At 63.6% G+C, this 16,527-nt stretch carries 11 protein-coding genes; 10 read left to right on the top strand and 1 reads right to left on the bottom strand.

The features are described 5' to 3' along the window. Nucleotides 1-22: 22 nt before the first annotated feature. From AC6CDK_RS09385 to AC6CDK_RS09365, 5 genes are all read left to right on the top strand, one after another. A complete protein-coding gene (locus AC6CDK_RS09385) occupies nucleotides 23-2,083 on the top strand; it encodes a serine protein kinase PrkA (RefSeq protein WP_192905862.1) in 2,061 nt (686 codons plus the stop codon). 17 nt (nucleotides 2,084-2,100) lie between these two features. Next, nucleotides 2,101-3,468, top strand: coding sequence for a DUF444 family protein (locus AC6CDK_RS09380; protein WP_039647689.1), 1,368 nt, complete (start codon nucleotides 2,101-2,103; stop codon nucleotides 3,466-3,468). 85 nt (nucleotides 3,469-3,553) lie between these two features. Beyond that, entirely contained in the window at nucleotides 3,554-5,176 is a 1,623-nt protein-coding gene (locus AC6CDK_RS09375; RefSeq protein ID WP_039647686.1) for a SpoVR family protein, read from the top strand. Nucleotides 5,177-5,200: 24 nt separating this feature from the next. Further along, nucleotides 5,201-7,492, top strand: a complete 2,292-nt coding sequence (locus AC6CDK_RS09370) for a serine protein kinase PrkA (RefSeq protein ID WP_039648455.1) — start codon at nucleotides 5,201-5,203, stop codon at nucleotides 7,490-7,492. Nucleotides 7,493-7,524: 32 nt separating this feature from the next. After that, nucleotides 7,525-7,893, top strand: coding sequence for a hypothetical protein (locus tag AC6CDK_RS09365; protein WP_192905863.1), 369 nt, complete (start codon nucleotides 7,525-7,527; stop codon nucleotides 7,891-7,893). Between the two features lie 5 nt (nucleotides 7,894-7,898). Here AC6CDK_RS09365 and AC6CDK_RS09360 read toward each other — a convergent pair whose 3' ends face one another. After that, a complete protein-coding gene (locus AC6CDK_RS09360; RefSeq protein ID WP_039647682.1) occupies nucleotides 7,899-9,716 on the bottom strand; it encodes a KUP/HAK/KT family potassium transporter in 1,818 nt (605 codons plus the stop codon). A 187-nt stretch (nucleotides 9,717-9,903) separates the two neighbouring features. On the opposite strand from AC6CDK_RS09360, the gene AC6CDK_RS09355 reads away from it, so the two are divergent. The 5 genes from AC6CDK_RS09355 to AC6CDK_RS09335 all read left to right on the top strand — a co-directional run bounded on the left by AC6CDK_RS09355 (nucleotide 9,904) and on the right by AC6CDK_RS09335 (nucleotide 16,453). Next, nucleotides 9,904-12,276 (top strand): U32 family peptidase, encoded by a 2,373-nt coding sequence (locus tag AC6CDK_RS09355; RefSeq protein WP_192905864.1) that lies wholly within the window; start codon nucleotides 9,904-9,906, stop codon nucleotides 12,274-12,276. A 128-nt stretch (nucleotides 12,277-12,404) separates the two neighbouring features. Further along, the gene (gene hslO / locus AC6CDK_RS09350; RefSeq protein WP_039647679.1) at nucleotides 12,405-13,310 is read left to right on the top strand and encodes an Hsp33 family molecular chaperone HslO; all 906 of its coding nucleotides are present in this window, start codon (nucleotides 12,405-12,407) and stop codon (nucleotides 13,308-13,310) included. Nucleotides 13,311-13,414: 104 nt separating this feature from the next. Next, complete coding sequence (locus AC6CDK_RS09345) at nucleotides 13,415-14,098, top strand: cyclase family protein (protein ID WP_039647677.1); 684 nt, start codon at nucleotides 13,415-13,417, stop codon at nucleotides 14,096-14,098. A gap of 10 nt (nucleotides 14,099-14,108) precedes the next feature. Continuing rightward, nucleotides 14,109-15,866, top strand: coding sequence for a sensor domain-containing diguanylate cyclase (locus AC6CDK_RS09340; protein WP_039647675.1), 1,758 nt, complete (start codon nucleotides 14,109-14,111; stop codon nucleotides 15,864-15,866). 89 nt (nucleotides 15,867-15,955) lie between these two features. Further along, a complete protein-coding gene (locus tag AC6CDK_RS09335; protein ID WP_039647673.1) occupies nucleotides 15,956-16,453 on the top strand; it encodes a BCAM0308 family protein in 498 nt (165 codons plus the stop codon). Nucleotides 16,454-16,527 lie beyond the last annotated feature (74 nt).

Here is a 16,527-nt window from a genome sequence, read left to right as displayed (position 1 = left end):
ACTCCACGACAGGGGGATAAGGATGAGGACCACTGCCATGAGCACCCTTACAGAGCACATGACCGCCATAAGGGAAGGGAAACGGCGCTTCGAGAACGCCTTCCAGGGCGTGGCCCGGATGATCCTGGAACAGGGGATCGACAAGGTCACCGTCAACGGCCGGATGACCTATGATTTCCGCATCTTCCGCACCGGCCGCAAGCACCCCATCGGCATGTATGACGAAATAAACAGTTTCGTCTCCTTTGTGAAGGATGCGGCCGAGGGGGGATCGTCCAAGGAGATGGCCTTTGTGCTGGTGGGCGAGCCGGGCAACGGCAAGACTTTTTTCGTGGAGTTCGTCTGCGCGCGCTATCGCGATTACCTGGCGCGGGACGAGAACCGCAAATACACCTTCCGCTTCTCCGGCATGGAGAAACTGGGGAGCTACGGCAAGATCGACGTGATCGAGTCCCAGACCTACGAGGACCCCGTGGTGCTGGCCATGAACCTCTTCGAAAGCCGGGACGAGAACCGCGAGTGGCTGGCCCGGGAATTCGGCTTCTCAGACCAGGAGCTGGAGGACCTCTTCGACAACTACCGTCCGCTCGGGGCCTGCACGGGATACATGTGGAACGACATCAGGAGCTTCACCGGCGGCGATGCCGCGGCCATGCTCGATTTCGTGCAGGTGGTGCCGGTACCGCTCACCGAGACCCTGGGGACCATCACCGGCAAGTACGCGGCCAAGGACAAGATCACCTCCAGCGCGGTGGACCTGCTGGGAGAGGAATCGATCCAGCGGCTGCTCCACATCACCGACGTGACCAACCCCTACCGCTTTGACCTGCGGCGCGGCGCCCTGGCCCGGGTGGCGGGGGGCGGCATCCATTTCTCCGATGAAATCTACAAGAACAAGAAGGACCTGGTCCAGGTCTACCTGGGGGTCATCCAGAACCGGGTCATCGAGATCGACGGCTACCGCTGGCCCATCGACACCCTGATCGTCGCCACCAGCAACAACGCCGAGTTCAACCGCTTCCTGGCCGAGAAGGAAGAGGCCCCCATCATCGACCGGTGCCGCATCTGCTACGTCTCCCACAACACCCACTACCGGATGCAGGAGCAACTGACCGATTACGCCATCGGCGGGGAAACCAAGACGACCCTCACCAAGGAGGAGCTCCACCAGGACCCGAATCTGAACTACGCCGCAAGCGTGGCAGTGACCCTGTCGCGGCTCCCCCGGTCCGAAAAGCTCACCCCCATCGAAACCATGAAACTGGCCGCCGGCGAGGTGGCCGGCGAAAAGAGCCTCAAAACCCTTGCCGAGGTGGTCGACACCCTCAACCAGGAGGCGGACATCACCAAGAGATTCGGCCAGAAGGGGCTCGGCCAGCGAAACCTGGGGCGGGCGATCCAACTCCTGGTGGAAAGTTCCGAAACCAACGAAGGGCGCTGCATGGTGGCCCACGACGTGTTCAAGGCCCTGGAGCGGGTAGTCCTCGACTATGTCCCGGACCAGAACGACCGGGGCAAATACCTGGATGACCTGAAGATCGCCAAGGGGCTCTACCGGGAACGGATCATGACCGAGATGTTCAACGCCTACATGGATGAGCCCTACGCCATCAAAAAGGATGTCATGAACTACGTGAACATGATCATCGGCATCGACGCCGAGAACCTGGGGCCCGATCGGATGTGGAAATACAAGGATCCCCAGACCGGAGGGCTGAAGGCCCTGAAGATCGACGAGCGCTATATCCGCAACGTGGAAGATCGGCTGGGGCTGCGAACCGGTGAGCAGCGCGAGAGCTTCCGCACCTCGATCCGCAAGATCTACGGCCAGAAGATCTCGGTGGAGCCGTCCTACGACTTCATGGACAACCTGGAGTTGGTCAAGGCGGTGACTGACGTGCGGCTCAAGAGCGACATCGCCGGAGCCGGCAGCCTGATCGGGGCCCTGGCAAACCGGACCAACGAGGAAAACCAGAAGCTCTACGACCGGATGGTGGACACCATGCTCAAGAAGCTGGGCTACTGCCGGACCTGCGCCCAGAAAACCATCGAGTACTTCTGCACCCAGGAAGACGAGATCTAGCCTTCCGGCAGGACACCATGAAACCCGACCTGCAAAGACACATGGAGAAACTCAGGGCTGCCGGCTTTCCCCCCGAGCGTGAGAAACTGCTCCTGCGGGAACTGAACGATGCCCGTACGCACGAACTCCCGGAGCCGACCCCGTCCGGCCCGCCCGTGCCGGGCATCTACGATGCCCACGACCTGATGGAGCTCCAGGCCATGGCCCAACCCCAGGCGAGCCACACGACACGCATCCGCTCCCTGGACGAACTCCTGGAGCGGGACCGGCTGCGTGAGGAGGACGGTTTCCCGCGCAAGATCCGGATCGGCAAACTCATCAAGCCGGGTGCGGGGGGCAAGGAAAAGATCGTGGTGGTGCCCACCACGGTGGAGGAGAAGCTGATCCACGACCGGGCGCCCGAAGAGACCGAGGAAGACGAATCCATGGGGGGCACCGGCGACGGTGACGAGGGGGAAATCATCGGCGAGCAGCCGGTCCGGCCCCAGCAGGGAGGAGAAAGCGGCACCGCCGGCCACGGGGAGGGCGAGGGACATGAACTGGAGTCCACGGCCTACGATCTGGGGAGAATCCTGACCGAGCGGTTCGACCTGCCCAACCTGAAGGAGAAGGGCAAGAAAAGCTCGCTCTCCCACTACAGCTACGACCTGACCGACCGGAACCGGGGCTTCGGCCAGATCCTGGAGAAAAAACAGACCCTGCGGCGGATTCTCGAAACGAACATCGCCCTGGGCACCGTGACCGATATGGCCGAAATCGATCCCACCCGGCTCGTCATCTCCCCCCGGGACCGCGTCTACCGCATCCTCTCCCGTGAGCTGGAGTACGAATCCCAGGCCCTGGTCTTTTTCATCCGCGATTACTCGGGCTCCATGGAGGGAAAGGCCACCGAGGTGATCTGCTCCCAGCACGTGCTCATCTATAGCTGGCTCCTCTACCAGTTCGCCCGGCAGGTGGAGACCCGGTTCATCCTCCACGACAACGACGCCCGGGAGGTGCCGGACTTCTACACCTACTACAACCTGCGGGTGGCGGGAGGAACGCGGGTGGCCGCGGCGTACCGGATGGTGAGCGAGATCGTGGAAAAGGAAAGCCTGGCCCGGGACTACAACATCTACGTGTTCCACGGCACCGACGGCGACGACTGGGACACCAACGGCGAGGAGACCATCCCGGAGCTCCGGCGAATGCTCGCCTACGCCAACCGGGTCGGCGTCACCATTGCCGAGCACACCTACGGCTCGAGCGGCAACACCGAGGTGGAGCGGTACCTGAAGCGCTCGGGCCTGCTGGAGGAAAAGCCGGAACTCCTCCGCATGGACGTCATGGGCGAAGACGCCGAAGAGACCAGGGTCATCGAGGGGATCAGAAGACTGATTTCGTGACAGAAGGGACTTTTCAGGAAGCGTGATGCCCGGGCACGGTCAAGGCGTCCGGGGATAACCGACAAGGCGCGTTTCGGGCAGGGTTATGCAACTCATCGACCAGCACACGAAAAAGATCATGGAGGGGTGCAAGGAGCGGGCGCGCGAGGCGGGGCTGCGCTTTTCCGACGAAACCCTCGAATACATCGTCACCAACCGGGACATGCTGGAACTCCACCCCAAGGTGATGATCCCCACCCTGTACGATTACTGGGTCCATGACGTGGAGGTGCTGAAGGAGAAGGGGAAGTACGAGCTCTATCCCCACAACCCCTACGAGACGGTCATCAACACCCGGCCGCCCATCTCGTTCTACAACGACAACAACCCGGACTGGCTCAACGTGATGATCTTCTACCACGTGCTTGCCCATATCGATTTCTTCCAGAACAACCTCTACTACCGCCACACCTGGGACTATGACCTGACCGGCAAGGCCCTGGCCGACAAGAGGCTCATCGCCCGGCTACGGTCCGAGCACGGCCGCCGGCTCGACTATGTGATCGAGTTCGCCCGCTCCATCGACAATCTGGTGGGCTACTACGGCGAACTTTCCACCCTGTTCCGGGAAGAAACCCCGCCGCTGCCGCTCCGGCTCGACTACTACTTCGACGTGTTCCTCCAGAGGGTGAAAAAGGTCAAAACCGCCGGGTACGTGCAGGAAATCGAACGGTACAACCGCTGCATGCGCGACTTCGGCGATCTGGGCGAGGAAACCTTCTTCGCCGAGGTCATGGCCAGGCACCCCGAGTTCGAGGCTCTCTACCTGAAGAGCCGGTCGGAGGAAAGACGCGGGCGGCCCGACCTGATGCAGTTCATCATGGAGCACTCCCCCTTCCTCAACCGGGAGGAAAACCGCTGGATGAAGAGCGTCCTTGAGGTGATCCGCTCCACATCGGTCTACTTCCAGCCCCAGATGCGGACGAAGATCATGAACGAGGGGTGGGCCAGCTACTGGCATGAGAAGCTCTTTCTCACCGATGACCGGATCAGGGGGCGCGAGGTGGACTTTGCCCGGGTTCACTCGGGGGTCACCTGCCTGCACCGGGTGGGACTCAACCCCTACGCCATCGGCATGCGGCTCTTCCAGCACATCGAGGAGCAGGCCGACAAGGGGCGCATCTCCCTGGAGTTCCAGCAACTGGCCGACAGCCATGCCCGGCAGGAGTTCGACCGCGGCACCAGGGGCGGAACGGCCTTCATCTTCGCCATCCGCGAAAACCTGTGCGACTTCTCGTTCATCAACACCTTCGTGGACCAGGATTTCGTGAACCGGCACAAGCTCTTCGTAGTGGGGAGGCGGCTCAATAGGGAACGGATGACCTGGCAGTATTACGTGAAGAGCCGCACGGCCGAGGCCTACCGGGCCATGCTCACGGATTCCCTTTATCACCCCCCCGTCATAGTGGTGGACGAGGCAAAGGGAGAGGGGAAGTATCTCTACCTTGACCACCGGTTCGAGGGGAAGCCGCTGGTCAAGGACTTCATCGGGAACACCCTGATGGGAATCGAGTACCTCTGGGGCGGTCCGGTAAAGCTCGAAACGAGCGAAGTGGGGCTGCCGCCGCCCGACGAAGCCGTGAAGCCCCCTGAGCGGCAGCAAAAGATCCACTGGCGACGCTACGTCTACACCATGGAGGACCGGAAGCTCTCGCGGACGCTCCTGTAAGGACCAGCCCCCATGACGAAATCCATGGACACCATATCCCGCGCACTCCAGCACATGGACCGGAGCGTCAACGCCTGGGACCACCGGGGTTCCGTCCCCTTCGAGGAATTCCTGCGGATTCTCGTGGCCAACCCGGCACTGGTGCTCCGCAACGTCTTCCAGGTCTTTCACGACATGGTCACGAGCCACATCGGCATCGGCATCGACGAAACCCCGGACGACCCCGAATCGATCCACTACGTCTCCTACGACTGCCGCAAGCTCTTCGTGGAGGGATCCGACACCCCGTTCTTCGCCGACCGGCTCTTCGCCAACCGCCTCGTGACCCTGGTGGAGACCTGGAAGCGGGGGGCCCAGCAGAACAAGATCTATGTCTTCGAGGGGCCGCCCGGCAGCGGCAAGAGCACCTTCCTCAACAACCTGCTCATGAAATTCGAAACCTACGCCAACACGGCGGAGGGTGCCCGCCACGAGGCGGTCTGGCGCCTGGACCGGCAGGCCCTGGGCGGATTCACGCACCACGAGACCGCGGTCTTTCTGGACAAGCTTTCAAAACTCCTGGAGGAGTACGAGTTCAACCAGGAAGAGCTCTTCGAGGCCGAAGGGGCCATGCCCGCCGGGGACGACTTCGTGGAGATCCCCTGTCCCTCCCACGACAACCCGGTCCTCGTCATTCCCAAGCAACTGCGGCGCCAGTTCTTCGACGACCTGTTCAAAAACGACGAGATGAAGTGGCGCCTCTTCACCGAAAAGGAGTTCGACTGGGTCTTCCGCGGCACCTGCTGCACCATCTGCAGCTCCATCTACCAGGCGCTGCTGGCCCGGCTCAAGAGTCCGGCGGCAGTGCTCCGGATGCTCCACGCCCGCCCCTATCACGTCAACCGCCGCATGGGTGAGGGGATCAGCGTCTTCAACCCCGGCGACAAGCCGGTGCGCCAGAACGTCTTCACCAACGAGATGCTCCAGAGCCGCATCAACGCCGTGCTGCGGGACAGCAACCAGGTGAAGTATCTCTTCTCCCAGTACGCCAAGACCAACAACGGCATCTATGCCCTCATGGACATCAAGGGGCACAATACCGACCGGCTCATCGAGCTCCACAACATCGTGAGCGAGGGGGTCCACAAGGTGGACGACCTGGAGGAGAACGTCGACTCCCTCTTCCTGGCCCTCATGAACCCGGAGGACAAAAGCAACATCGAGAGCTACCAGTCGTTCCTCGACCGGATCCAGTACATCAAGATACCCTACGTGCTCGACCTGAACACCGAGGTGGAGATCTACCGCAACATCTTCGGCAAGCAGATCGACCACAGCTTCCTGCCGCGGGTGCTCCACAACTTCGCCCGGATCATCATCTCGTCGCGCATGAACGAGCGCTCCTACGCCATGAACGACTGGATCCCGGAGCCCCACCGCTACGGCATGTACTGCGACTTCAACCTCCAGCTCCTCAGGATGGAGATCTACACGGGGCACATCCCCGCGTGGCTCACGGAGGAAGACCGCAAGAAGCTCACGGCCAAGCGCCGGCGCATGATCATCGCCGAAAGCGAGCAGGAGGGCGACCGGGGCCTGTCCGGCCGGGACGCCATCAAGATCTTCGGCGACTTCTACTCCACCTATGCCCGCAAGGACAAGCTCATCACCATGACCACCCTCACCTCCTACTTCACCAAGGTGCGGCCGGAACTGGGGAAGCAGCTTCCCTCCGGCTTCCCGGAATCTCTCATGCGCCTCTACAACTTCACCATCCTGCAGGAGGTGAAGGAATCGCTCTACTACTTCAACGAAGAACAGATTTCACGGGACGTGCAGAACTACCTCTTCGCCATCAACTTCGAGCCGGTGGTGGACGAGACCTGCACCTGGACCGGAGACAAGCTCCACATCACCGAAACCTATCTGGAAGCCATCGAAAACCGGCTTCTGGGAGCAGGCGTCGAGGAGGAAAAACGGCTCGCCTTCCGGGCGGGAGCCCAGAAGGAATACGCCTCCCGCACCCTGGCCCAGGAAATCCTGTTCGAAGGAAAAGCGATCTCAGAGACCGCCCTCTACCATGACCTTTTCGAGCGCTACGTCTTCAACCTCAAGGAAAAAGCCCTGGATCCGTTCCTGAAGAACGAGAACTTCCGCCGTGCCATCAAGGACTTCGGCCGGGAGGAGTTCAAGACCTATGACAAGCGGATCCGGGACGACGTCACCTTCCTCATCGGCAACCTGGGTACCAAGTACCGCTACACCCGGAACGGCGCCAAGGAAGTCTGCATCTACGTCATCGACAACGATCTGGCCAAGACCTACGGCCGCGCCTGACCCAACCCGCACCCTCAGGAGGAACATCCCCAATGACCCTGCGTATCCTGCCCCTCGCTCTGATCCTCGCCTGCCTGGCAGCCCCCGGCGTACTCGCGGCCGAGCCTGCCGCCGACAACCGGGGGGAACTCCAGAACCGCATCGAGCAGCTTGAAAAGCAGATTCGCGACCTGAAGGAATTGCGCGAGAAGCAACAGCAGAAGGACGCGCGGGTCCGCGAAATCCAGGAACCCTGCATTGCCGCCGTGGGCGCGCGGGAGGTCTGCTCCTGCCTGGCTGAAAACCTACCGATGGGGGTCGACTTCATGGCCTATGTCCGCATGGTGTCAGCACCGAAAGAAGGAGCTGACGAGCAGGTGCTGGAGATGGTGAAGGCGGCGCGGGAGCGGTGCGTGAGATAGGGGGGCTACATCTCCACCCGCGTCACCACCCCCTGGAGCCGGCTGGCCGGCAGCTTGTGGAACTGGACGAAGTTGGGGGTGAGCTTCTTGAAGACCGAGAAGACCCGCCAGGCCGGATTGCGGGTGCTGATGTCCTCGACCCCATAGAAGATGACCTTCTCCTGGATGCCGTTGGCCTTGAGCAGCCCTTCGATATCCACCACTTCCATGTATCCCGCCTGGATCCGGAAGGCGTCGAGCCCCGGCCCGATCCCCCTGATCAGTTCCGTGTCCACGCCCAGGGGCTCGTCGCTGATCATCAGGGAAATGAACACGTTGCGCTCATAGATGATGTTGCTCCGGATGATGCAGTGGACCACATAGGGGGGGACCACGTCGGTCTCCCGGGTGAAGAAGAGCCCGGTCCCGCGGATGGGCCCCTTGGCGTAGATCTGCTCGTAGGAGAGGAGGAAGGTTTCCAGGTCAAGGGGCTTCAGGGCGTGGTAGAGAGAGCGCTGGCCCCGGGTCCAGATGATGATGGTCACAAAGGGGATCGACGCCAGAATGATGGACCAGTAGGCGCCGTGGGGCAGCTTGGAGAAGGTGGACACGTGGTAGGCGGCGGCGATGAGAGTCACCGCCAGGGCCACCAGGGCCCGCCACTTTTTTGTGGTGTGGGAGAAAACGATGATCATCATGATGCCGGTGATGGTCATGGAGCCCGTCACCGCCATGCCGTAGGCTGCGGCCAGGTTCTCGGACTTGCGGAAGACCAGCATGATGAAGATGACCGCCACCATGAGCGACCAGTTGACCGCGCCCAGATAGATCTGGGACTTGATCTGCCGTGAGGTGTAGTCGACCCGCATCAGGGGGAGGAGCCGCGTGGTGATCCCCTGGTAGACGATGGAGAAGACCCCGCTGATGATGGCCTGGGACGCGATGATGGTGGCCATGATGGCAAGGATGAGGAAGGGGATGTAGAGGGCTGGCGCCTGGCTCCGCACCATGCCGAAGAGGAGGTTTTTCGCCTCCGGATTGGCAATGGCGAACACCCCCTGGCCCAGGTAGTTGAGGTAGAGGGCCACGAACACGAAATGCCACGCCCGGACGATCGGCTTCTTTCCCAAGTGCCCCATGTCTGCGTAGAGGGCCTCGCCGCCGGTGGAGCAGAGTATCACCTCGGAGAGGACAAAGTAGCCGGCCAGGCCGTTCTCCCGGAAGAAGGAGAAGGCGTGCCAGGGGTTGATCGCCTCCACGATCTGCGGCATGGAAAGGGCGGAGACCGCGCCGGTGACGGCGAGGGTTCCGAACCAGAGGGCCATGATCGGCCCGAACGCGCTGGCCACCCGGTCGGTCCCCTTGTGCTGGACCGAGAAGAGGCCGATGGCGATGGCCGCGGCAATGGCAACCAGGACACCCGTGGAAAGCCCTTCCAGACCGGGGATGAGGAGCAAACCCTCCACGGCGGAGAGAATACTGATGGCCGGAGTGATGACCGCGTCACCCAGCAGCAGCGACACCCCCACAAAGGAGAGAAAGCCGGCAAAGGCCACCAGTCGGCCGGCCTTGACCAGCTTCATGATGATCTCCCGCAGGACGATTTCCCCCCCCTGCCCCTTGCGCCCCAGGCTCATGGCGAGCCAGGCGTACTCGGCGGTGACCAGGATCGTCATGGTCCAGAAGACCAGGGAGAGGATGCCGTAGACGTTTCCGACCGTAGGCTGGGTGAGGGTGAAGATGACGGTCAGGGTGTAGATGGGGCTCGTGCCGATGTCGCCGAAGACGAGCCCCAGGGCCTTGACGATGCCCCCCAAGGATGTATCGTGCTTGTGATGTTCCATATCATCCCGCGGCAAGAACTGCCGAGAAAACAAACTGATCGCATATCCCTTGTGGCCCGCGGCGGAGACTGCGCGCCACAACCGGCACCTTATATCACTTCGCTCCGGCCAACTCAACATAATTCCAGGCCCGGTGAGGGGAGCTTCGCCCTTGACCCGGCAACCTTCCATCGGGTAGTCTGAACCAATGCTCAACTCCCGCGAATCGATGAAAAAACCCGAACTTCTCGCCCCTGCCGGCTCCCTTGAGGCATTCTTCGCCGCCATGGAAAAGGGGGCCGACGCAGTCTATGGCGGCCTGCGCGATTTCTCCGCCCGGGCCAAGGCCAAGAACTTCAGCATCTCCCAGATGGAGCGGATGACCACCTATGCCCACAGCCTGGGCCGCAAGGTCTACGTCACCCTCAACACCCTTGTGAAAGAGGCGGAGTTGCCGCAACTCGTGGAGACCCTCGCCGCCCTGGAGGCCATGGGCACCGACGGGGTCATCCTCCAGGACCTGGGGGTGGCGCGGCTGATCCGCGACCACTTTCCCGGCATTCCCCGCCACGCCTCCACCCAGATGACGATCCACAACCTGGCCGGGGTCCAGGTGCTGGGCGAGATGGGCTTCGAGCGGGTCGTGCTCGCCCGTGAGCTCCACCTGGACGATATCCGCCGCATCTGCGGGTCGACGCCGGTGGAAATCGAATGCTTCATCCATGGGGCGCTCTGCTTCGCCATCTCGGGGCAGTGCTACTTCTCGTCCTTCCTCGGAGGGCACAGCGGCAACCGGGGGCGCTGCGCCCAGCCCTGCCGCCGCCACTATCGCTATCGGGCCAAGGATGGGTACTACTTCTCCACCAATGACCTCTCCACGGTGGATCTGATCCCGGACCTGGCCGCCGCCGGCGTGGCGTCGCTCAAGATCGAGGGACGGATGAAGTCGGCCGAGTACGTGGCGAGCGTGGTGGAGGCCTACCGAATGGTGCTGGACGCGCCGGAGCGGAAACGGGCCGAGGTGACCGGCCGCGCCAAGGAGCTTCTGAAGCTCTCCTTCGGCCGGGTGCCGACCAAGGGCTTCATGGGCTCCCGCTCCCCCTCCGACATCGCCATCCCCACCCTGCGCGGGGCCACGGGCCGGTTCCTGGGAGAGATCACCGGGGTAAAGGGCAACAGAATCACCTTTGAGACCAAGGATCCCCTCTTCGTGGGGGATCGAATCAGGGTGCAGCCGAAAAGCGACATGGCCGGCCGCGCCTTCACGGTGAAAGAACTTTTTGCCGGCCAGGGCAAAGTGAAATCGGTCCGGGGAAAAAGCATTGTTTCCGTGATCTCGCCCTTCCCGTTCAAGGTGGGGGATGCGGTCTTCAAGGTCTCGTCCGAAACCGCGTTCACCATGAGCGAAAATGCCTGCCTCAAGCGCCTGGCCTCGGTGAAGCCCTGCGCTATTCCCTGCGATGTGGCCCTCACCCTGGACGGGGAGACCCTGCGGGTGACCGGCCAGGCCGCCGGGGGTCGGATTGAGGCCGCCTTCCCCGTGGGCGCCCTGGAACCTGCCCGAACCGAAGACATGACCGGCGTGCTCCGGGCCCAGTTCTCCCGCACCGGCGACACCCCCTTCGAGCTGAGGAACCTCGACGCGCCCGGCTTCCCCCGCGTCCTCATCCCGCCGGCCCGGCTCAAGGATATCCGCCGGGAATTCTACCGGCTCCTGGCCGAGGAGGCCGTGGCCGGTGCCCGGACCCGCCAGACGGAGGCCCGGCGCCGGGCTCTGGCGGCCCTGGTTCCGGCGGCACAGCCGCGGCGGGAGTCGAGGACGGAGGTCATCGTGCGGATCGAGCACCTGCGGGATGCCTCTCTCCTGCGGCAGCCGGGGGTCGACGGCATCATCCTTCCGGTCTCCCGGGCCAACATCCACCAACTGCCCCTCGCGGCCCGCAAGCTGCGGGGGGACGCTGAGCGGATCACCTGGCACCTGCCGTTCATCATGTTCGACGACGACCTCCCCTTCTACCGGGAGGCGGTGGACGTCATCCTGGCCCACGGATTCCGGCGCTTCGAACTGTCCAACCTCTCCCACGCGGCCCTGCTTAAAGGGCGCGACGCCGAGCGTGCCACCGACTATCGCCTGTTCTCGCTGAACACTCAGGCTATCCTTGCCTGGCACGAACTGGGGGTCACAACCGCCACGCTCTACATCGAGGACGACGCCGAGAACATGGCGCGGCTCCTGGGGGCCGCCGTGCCGGTAAAGCGGCGGGTGCTGGTCTACGCCGGCGTGCCGGCCATGACCACCCGCGTCGCCATCCGCGGGGTGAAGAACGATGCCCCCCTCGTCTCGGACCGGGGCGACGAGTACGACGTGACGATCCGGGGAGACCTCACCACGATTACCCCAGCCACCCGCTTCTCCATCACCCACTTCCGGGGGCAGCTCCAGGAGGCGGGCTGCGGCACCTTCATCGTGGACCTGTCCCAGGCGCCCCGGGAGCGGTGGCGGCCAATCCTCGACACCTTTGCCCGGGGCGGCGAGCTGCCGGGGACCAGCCCCTTCAACTTCGTGATGGGCCTCGTGTGAGGCCAGGCACAAACACATTCACCACAAGGACACGGAGAAAATCACAGGGGGAACCAAAGAGATTTTCCTCCGGGTCCCCTGTGGTTAACTAACCATTTTTTGGAAAACGGGGCTGCAAGGATAGAACAATGGGAACCAGCACTGACTCGGCCATCACCGACTATCTCATCCGCATCGTCACCCGGGAAGGCAACATCCGGGCCCTGGCCTGCGTCACCACCCACCTGGTGGGCGACGCATGCCGCCGCCACGGCACCCTGCCCACGGCCTCGGCCGCCCTGGGGCGGGCCCTGACCGGCGGCGTGCTCATGGGAGCCCTCCTCAAGACCGGTCAACGGATCGCCCTCACCTTCGAGGGGAACGGCCCCCTGCACAAGATCATTGTCGAGGCGGACGCCAACGGCGCCGTGCGCGGGCTTGTCAGGAATCCGGCAGTGAACCTTTTGCGGGACGACGGCAAACTCGACGTGGCCGGAGCCCTGGGGAAGGCCGGATTTCTGACCGTCAGCCGGGATCTTGGCCTCAAGGAGCCCTACACCGGCACGGTCATGCTCCATACCAGCGAGATCGCCGAGGACCTGGCCTGGTACCTGGCTGAGTCGGAGCAGATTCCCTCGGCCGTAGGGCTCGGCGTGTACGTGGAGCAGGACGGATCGGTTGCCGCTGCCGGCGGCTTTCTGATCCAGGCGCTCCCCCCCGGCGATGACCAGCTCATCGACCGGCTCATGGAGCGTATCGGTTCCATGCCGCCGGTAACGGAAATGCTCCGGACCGGGGCAACCCCCGAAGGACTTCTGGAGTACCTCTTCGAGGACATCCCCTTCGACATTCTGGAAAAACGGACCGCAGCACTCGTCTGCTCATGCAGCCGCGAACGGATCGAACGGGTGCTCCTTTCCCTTGGGAGCGACGAACTCTCCTCCCTGATCCACGACCAGGGCAAGGCCTCTGTCGGGTGCGAATTCTGCGGCGAGCACTATAATTTCACACGGGAAGAGCTGGAACGGCTCAGGGACTCCCTCACCGCCGCCTGACCCTCTCGAAAATTCCTCCGCCGGCGGTATACTCTGTATCGTGGGTCCGCGCGGCGCAGGCCGGCCTCGCGGACTCATCACCCCCCACCGCAGCGGAGGTCCCCATGAAGATCATCGACATCACCGTCCCTCTCTCCCCGGATCTCCCCGTCTACCCGGGAGACCCGCCCTTCTCGCTCGAACCGGTGGCCCGCGTGGCCCGGGGCGACGGCGCCAACGTCTCGCGCATCACCCTTGGGACCCACGCCGGCACCCACATCGACGTTCCCCGGCATCTGCGCGATGACGGCGCCTCCGTGGACCAGGTGCCCCTTGACCTGCTGACGGGCAAGGCCCGGGTGCTCGAACTGCGCGACGTGACCGCCATCGGGCGCCGGGAACTGGCCCATCTGCCGGTAAAGGGAGAAGAGCGGATCATCCTCAAGACCGCCAACTCCCTCCTCTGGGGCCACGCCGGCTTCCGCGACAGCTACGCCTCGCTTACTCCCGACGGTGCCCGCTATCTGGCCGAGGCGGGCACGCGCCTGGTGGGGATCGATTACCTCTCCATCGGCCCCTTCGGCAGCGAGGCCGAGGTCCACCGGATCCTTCTGGACGCCGGCATCCTCATCCTGGAGGGGCTGAATCTCGCCGGCGTCGAGCCGGGGCACTACGAACTCCTCTGCCTTCCCCTCAAGATAGCCGGCGGAGACGGCGCACCGGCCCGCGCACTCCTTCGTTCCGTCGCGCGGGTACCGGCCGGGGAATCCTCCTTCGACCCCCACACCACCCGCTGGCCCCTTTCCTGAGGCATTGACTGTGACGCGCCGGCGCACGATTGTCAGTTCGCGGGAGCTCGACCTCCTGCGCCGCCTGCTCATGGAGCGGACCGAGGAGCTGGAGCGCGTCAACGAGCGCCTCTTCCTCGCCGACCAGGTAAAGACCGACTTTCTGTCCCACATGTCGCGGGAATTCCAGCGGCCCCTCAACCATATCGTGGATTTCGCCCAGTGCCTGCGGGAAGAGGCCATGGGGCCGGTCACCCGCGAGCAGCGCATCTGCCTCGACACGATCATCGCCCGGGGCAAGAGGCTTCAGCGCCTGCTGGAAAGGGTCCTCTCCCTCTGCAACGACGAGCTGGGGATGGCCCTGTTCCTGCCCCGGAAGTTCCCGGTGCGCGAAGTGCTGGACCACGTCATGGACAGCCTGGGGGCTGCGGCCGGGAAGCGGGGGGTGGAGCTCCATGCCGGCTGCGGCGATGACGGATGCACCATCACCGCCGACAAGGGGAAATTCACCTTCATCATCGAAGAGCTGGCAACCAACGCCCTCAAGTTCTCGGACCAGGGGGGACGGGTGGACGTTGCCATCGACGCCGTAAAACGGCGCGGGAGGGGCGAAGAGCTGCGGATCAGGGTTTCGGACCAGGGAAGGGGTATCGGCAGCAAAGAGCTGGAGCAGATCTTCCGGAGCTTCGAGATGGGAAAACGGGGCCGGGCGGAACCGGGCAGCCTCGGCATCGGGCTCACCCTGGTCAAACGGTTCGTAGAGCTGCATGGCGGCACCATAACCGTGGAGAGCAGTCCCGGCATCGGGAGCACCTTCACGGTCGTGCTCCCCCGGCAAGGCCCCGCTGAGCGGGTCGGCCCACCGCCCCGGGTGATCCTGGCCGACCAGGACCCTGAACGGCTCCGGGAGCTGGCCGATGCACTGCGGCAGGAGCGGTGCGACATCATCACCGCCGTGGACGGGCGGGACGCCCTCGACAAGGGGATGGCCCAGTCACCTGCACTCTGCATCCTCGCCCTCGACCTGCCGGGAATCGACGGGATCGACGTCTGCTCCCGCCTCAAGGCCCATGAACAGAGCTCCCAGATTCCGGTGATCATCACCGCGCCCCACCGGGATGCATCGGTGCGGGCCCGGTGCGCCCAGGCCGGGGCCGACGGATTCTTCGCCCTTCCCGCCGAAGTGGGCGACCTTCTGATGGCGGCACGGGGGCTCATTGCCCGGAAACTCAGCTACGATTTCCTGAAGCGCAACTATGAAATTGCCGCCAGCGAGGCCTTCACCGACCCTCTCACGGGGCTCTTCAACCTCCGGCAGTTCTGGCTCAGCCTCGACCACGAGCTGAAGCGCGCCCGCCGCTACCGCCGCAACTGCTCGCTGGCCATGATCGACATCGACTGGTTCAAGCACTACAACGACTGCCATGGCCACCTCCGGGGCGACGAGGTCCTCAGGGAGGCTGCCGCCGTGTTCCGCGGCTGCATCCGGACCTCGGACATCGCGGCCCGCTACGGGGGGGAAGAGTTCGTCGTCATCATGCCCGAAACCACCAGGGAACTGGCCCTGCTGGCCGGCGAGAAGCTGCGCCGGGCCGTGGAAGAGCACCCCTTCCCGCTCCGGGAGACCCAGCCCGGCGGCGCTCTCACAATCAGTATCGGCATCGCCACCTTCCCCGACGACGCCGAGGAGGGGCGGGAACTGGTCGAGGCCGCCGACCGGGCCCTCTACCGGGCCAAGGAAGGGGGCCGAAACCGGGTGGTTGCCGCAGTTGCGGACGGAGCCGATTGAGACCGGGGGACCGGGTGATATACTGAACGTCAAGGAGAACGAGGAACTACCGGACTCCCGCATCCTCTCAGGGAAAGGAGATGGAGCACATGTCACGGGTTACTCACAAATCAGTGGTCGAGGAGCAGGGACAGCGGACCGCGCGCAGCACCGACGCCTACCTGCCGAAGGTGGGACATGAAGCTGCCCTGTGCAAGAAATGCGGCGCGCTCTACCGCAACAAGCGCTGGACCGTTGCAGGGGAGGAGGCGGGAGCCGGCAACCTTGCCAAGGTGGTCTGCCCCGCCTGTCAGCGGATGGCCGATAACAACCCCGGCGGCATCGTCACCTTTGCCGGCGACTACCTCTTGGCGCACGAGGACGCCATCCTGAATTCCATCAAAAACATCGAGGCCAAGTCCCGGGCAAAGAACCCCCTGGGCCGCATCATGGAGATCAGCCAGGACAAAAACGTCCTCACAATCGCCACCACCGAGGACAAACTGGCCCAAAAGCTGGGCCGCGAGATCTTCAAGGCCCACCGGGGAGAGCTCCACTACCGGTGGAGCCACGGGGAGAGTTTTGTCCGGGTAAGCTGGTTCCGTTAAGCGACAACGGGGGGATGACATGCCGTCATCCCCCCGCCGGGTTTCCTTGTTCGTTCAATCAGTCAGAACGGCCT

The organism is Geobacter sp. PheSNFMC (assembly GCF_059620965.1).
The sequence above is the reverse complement of the archived record's forward strand: the minus strand, read 5'-3'. Positions and strand labels throughout refer to the sequence as shown.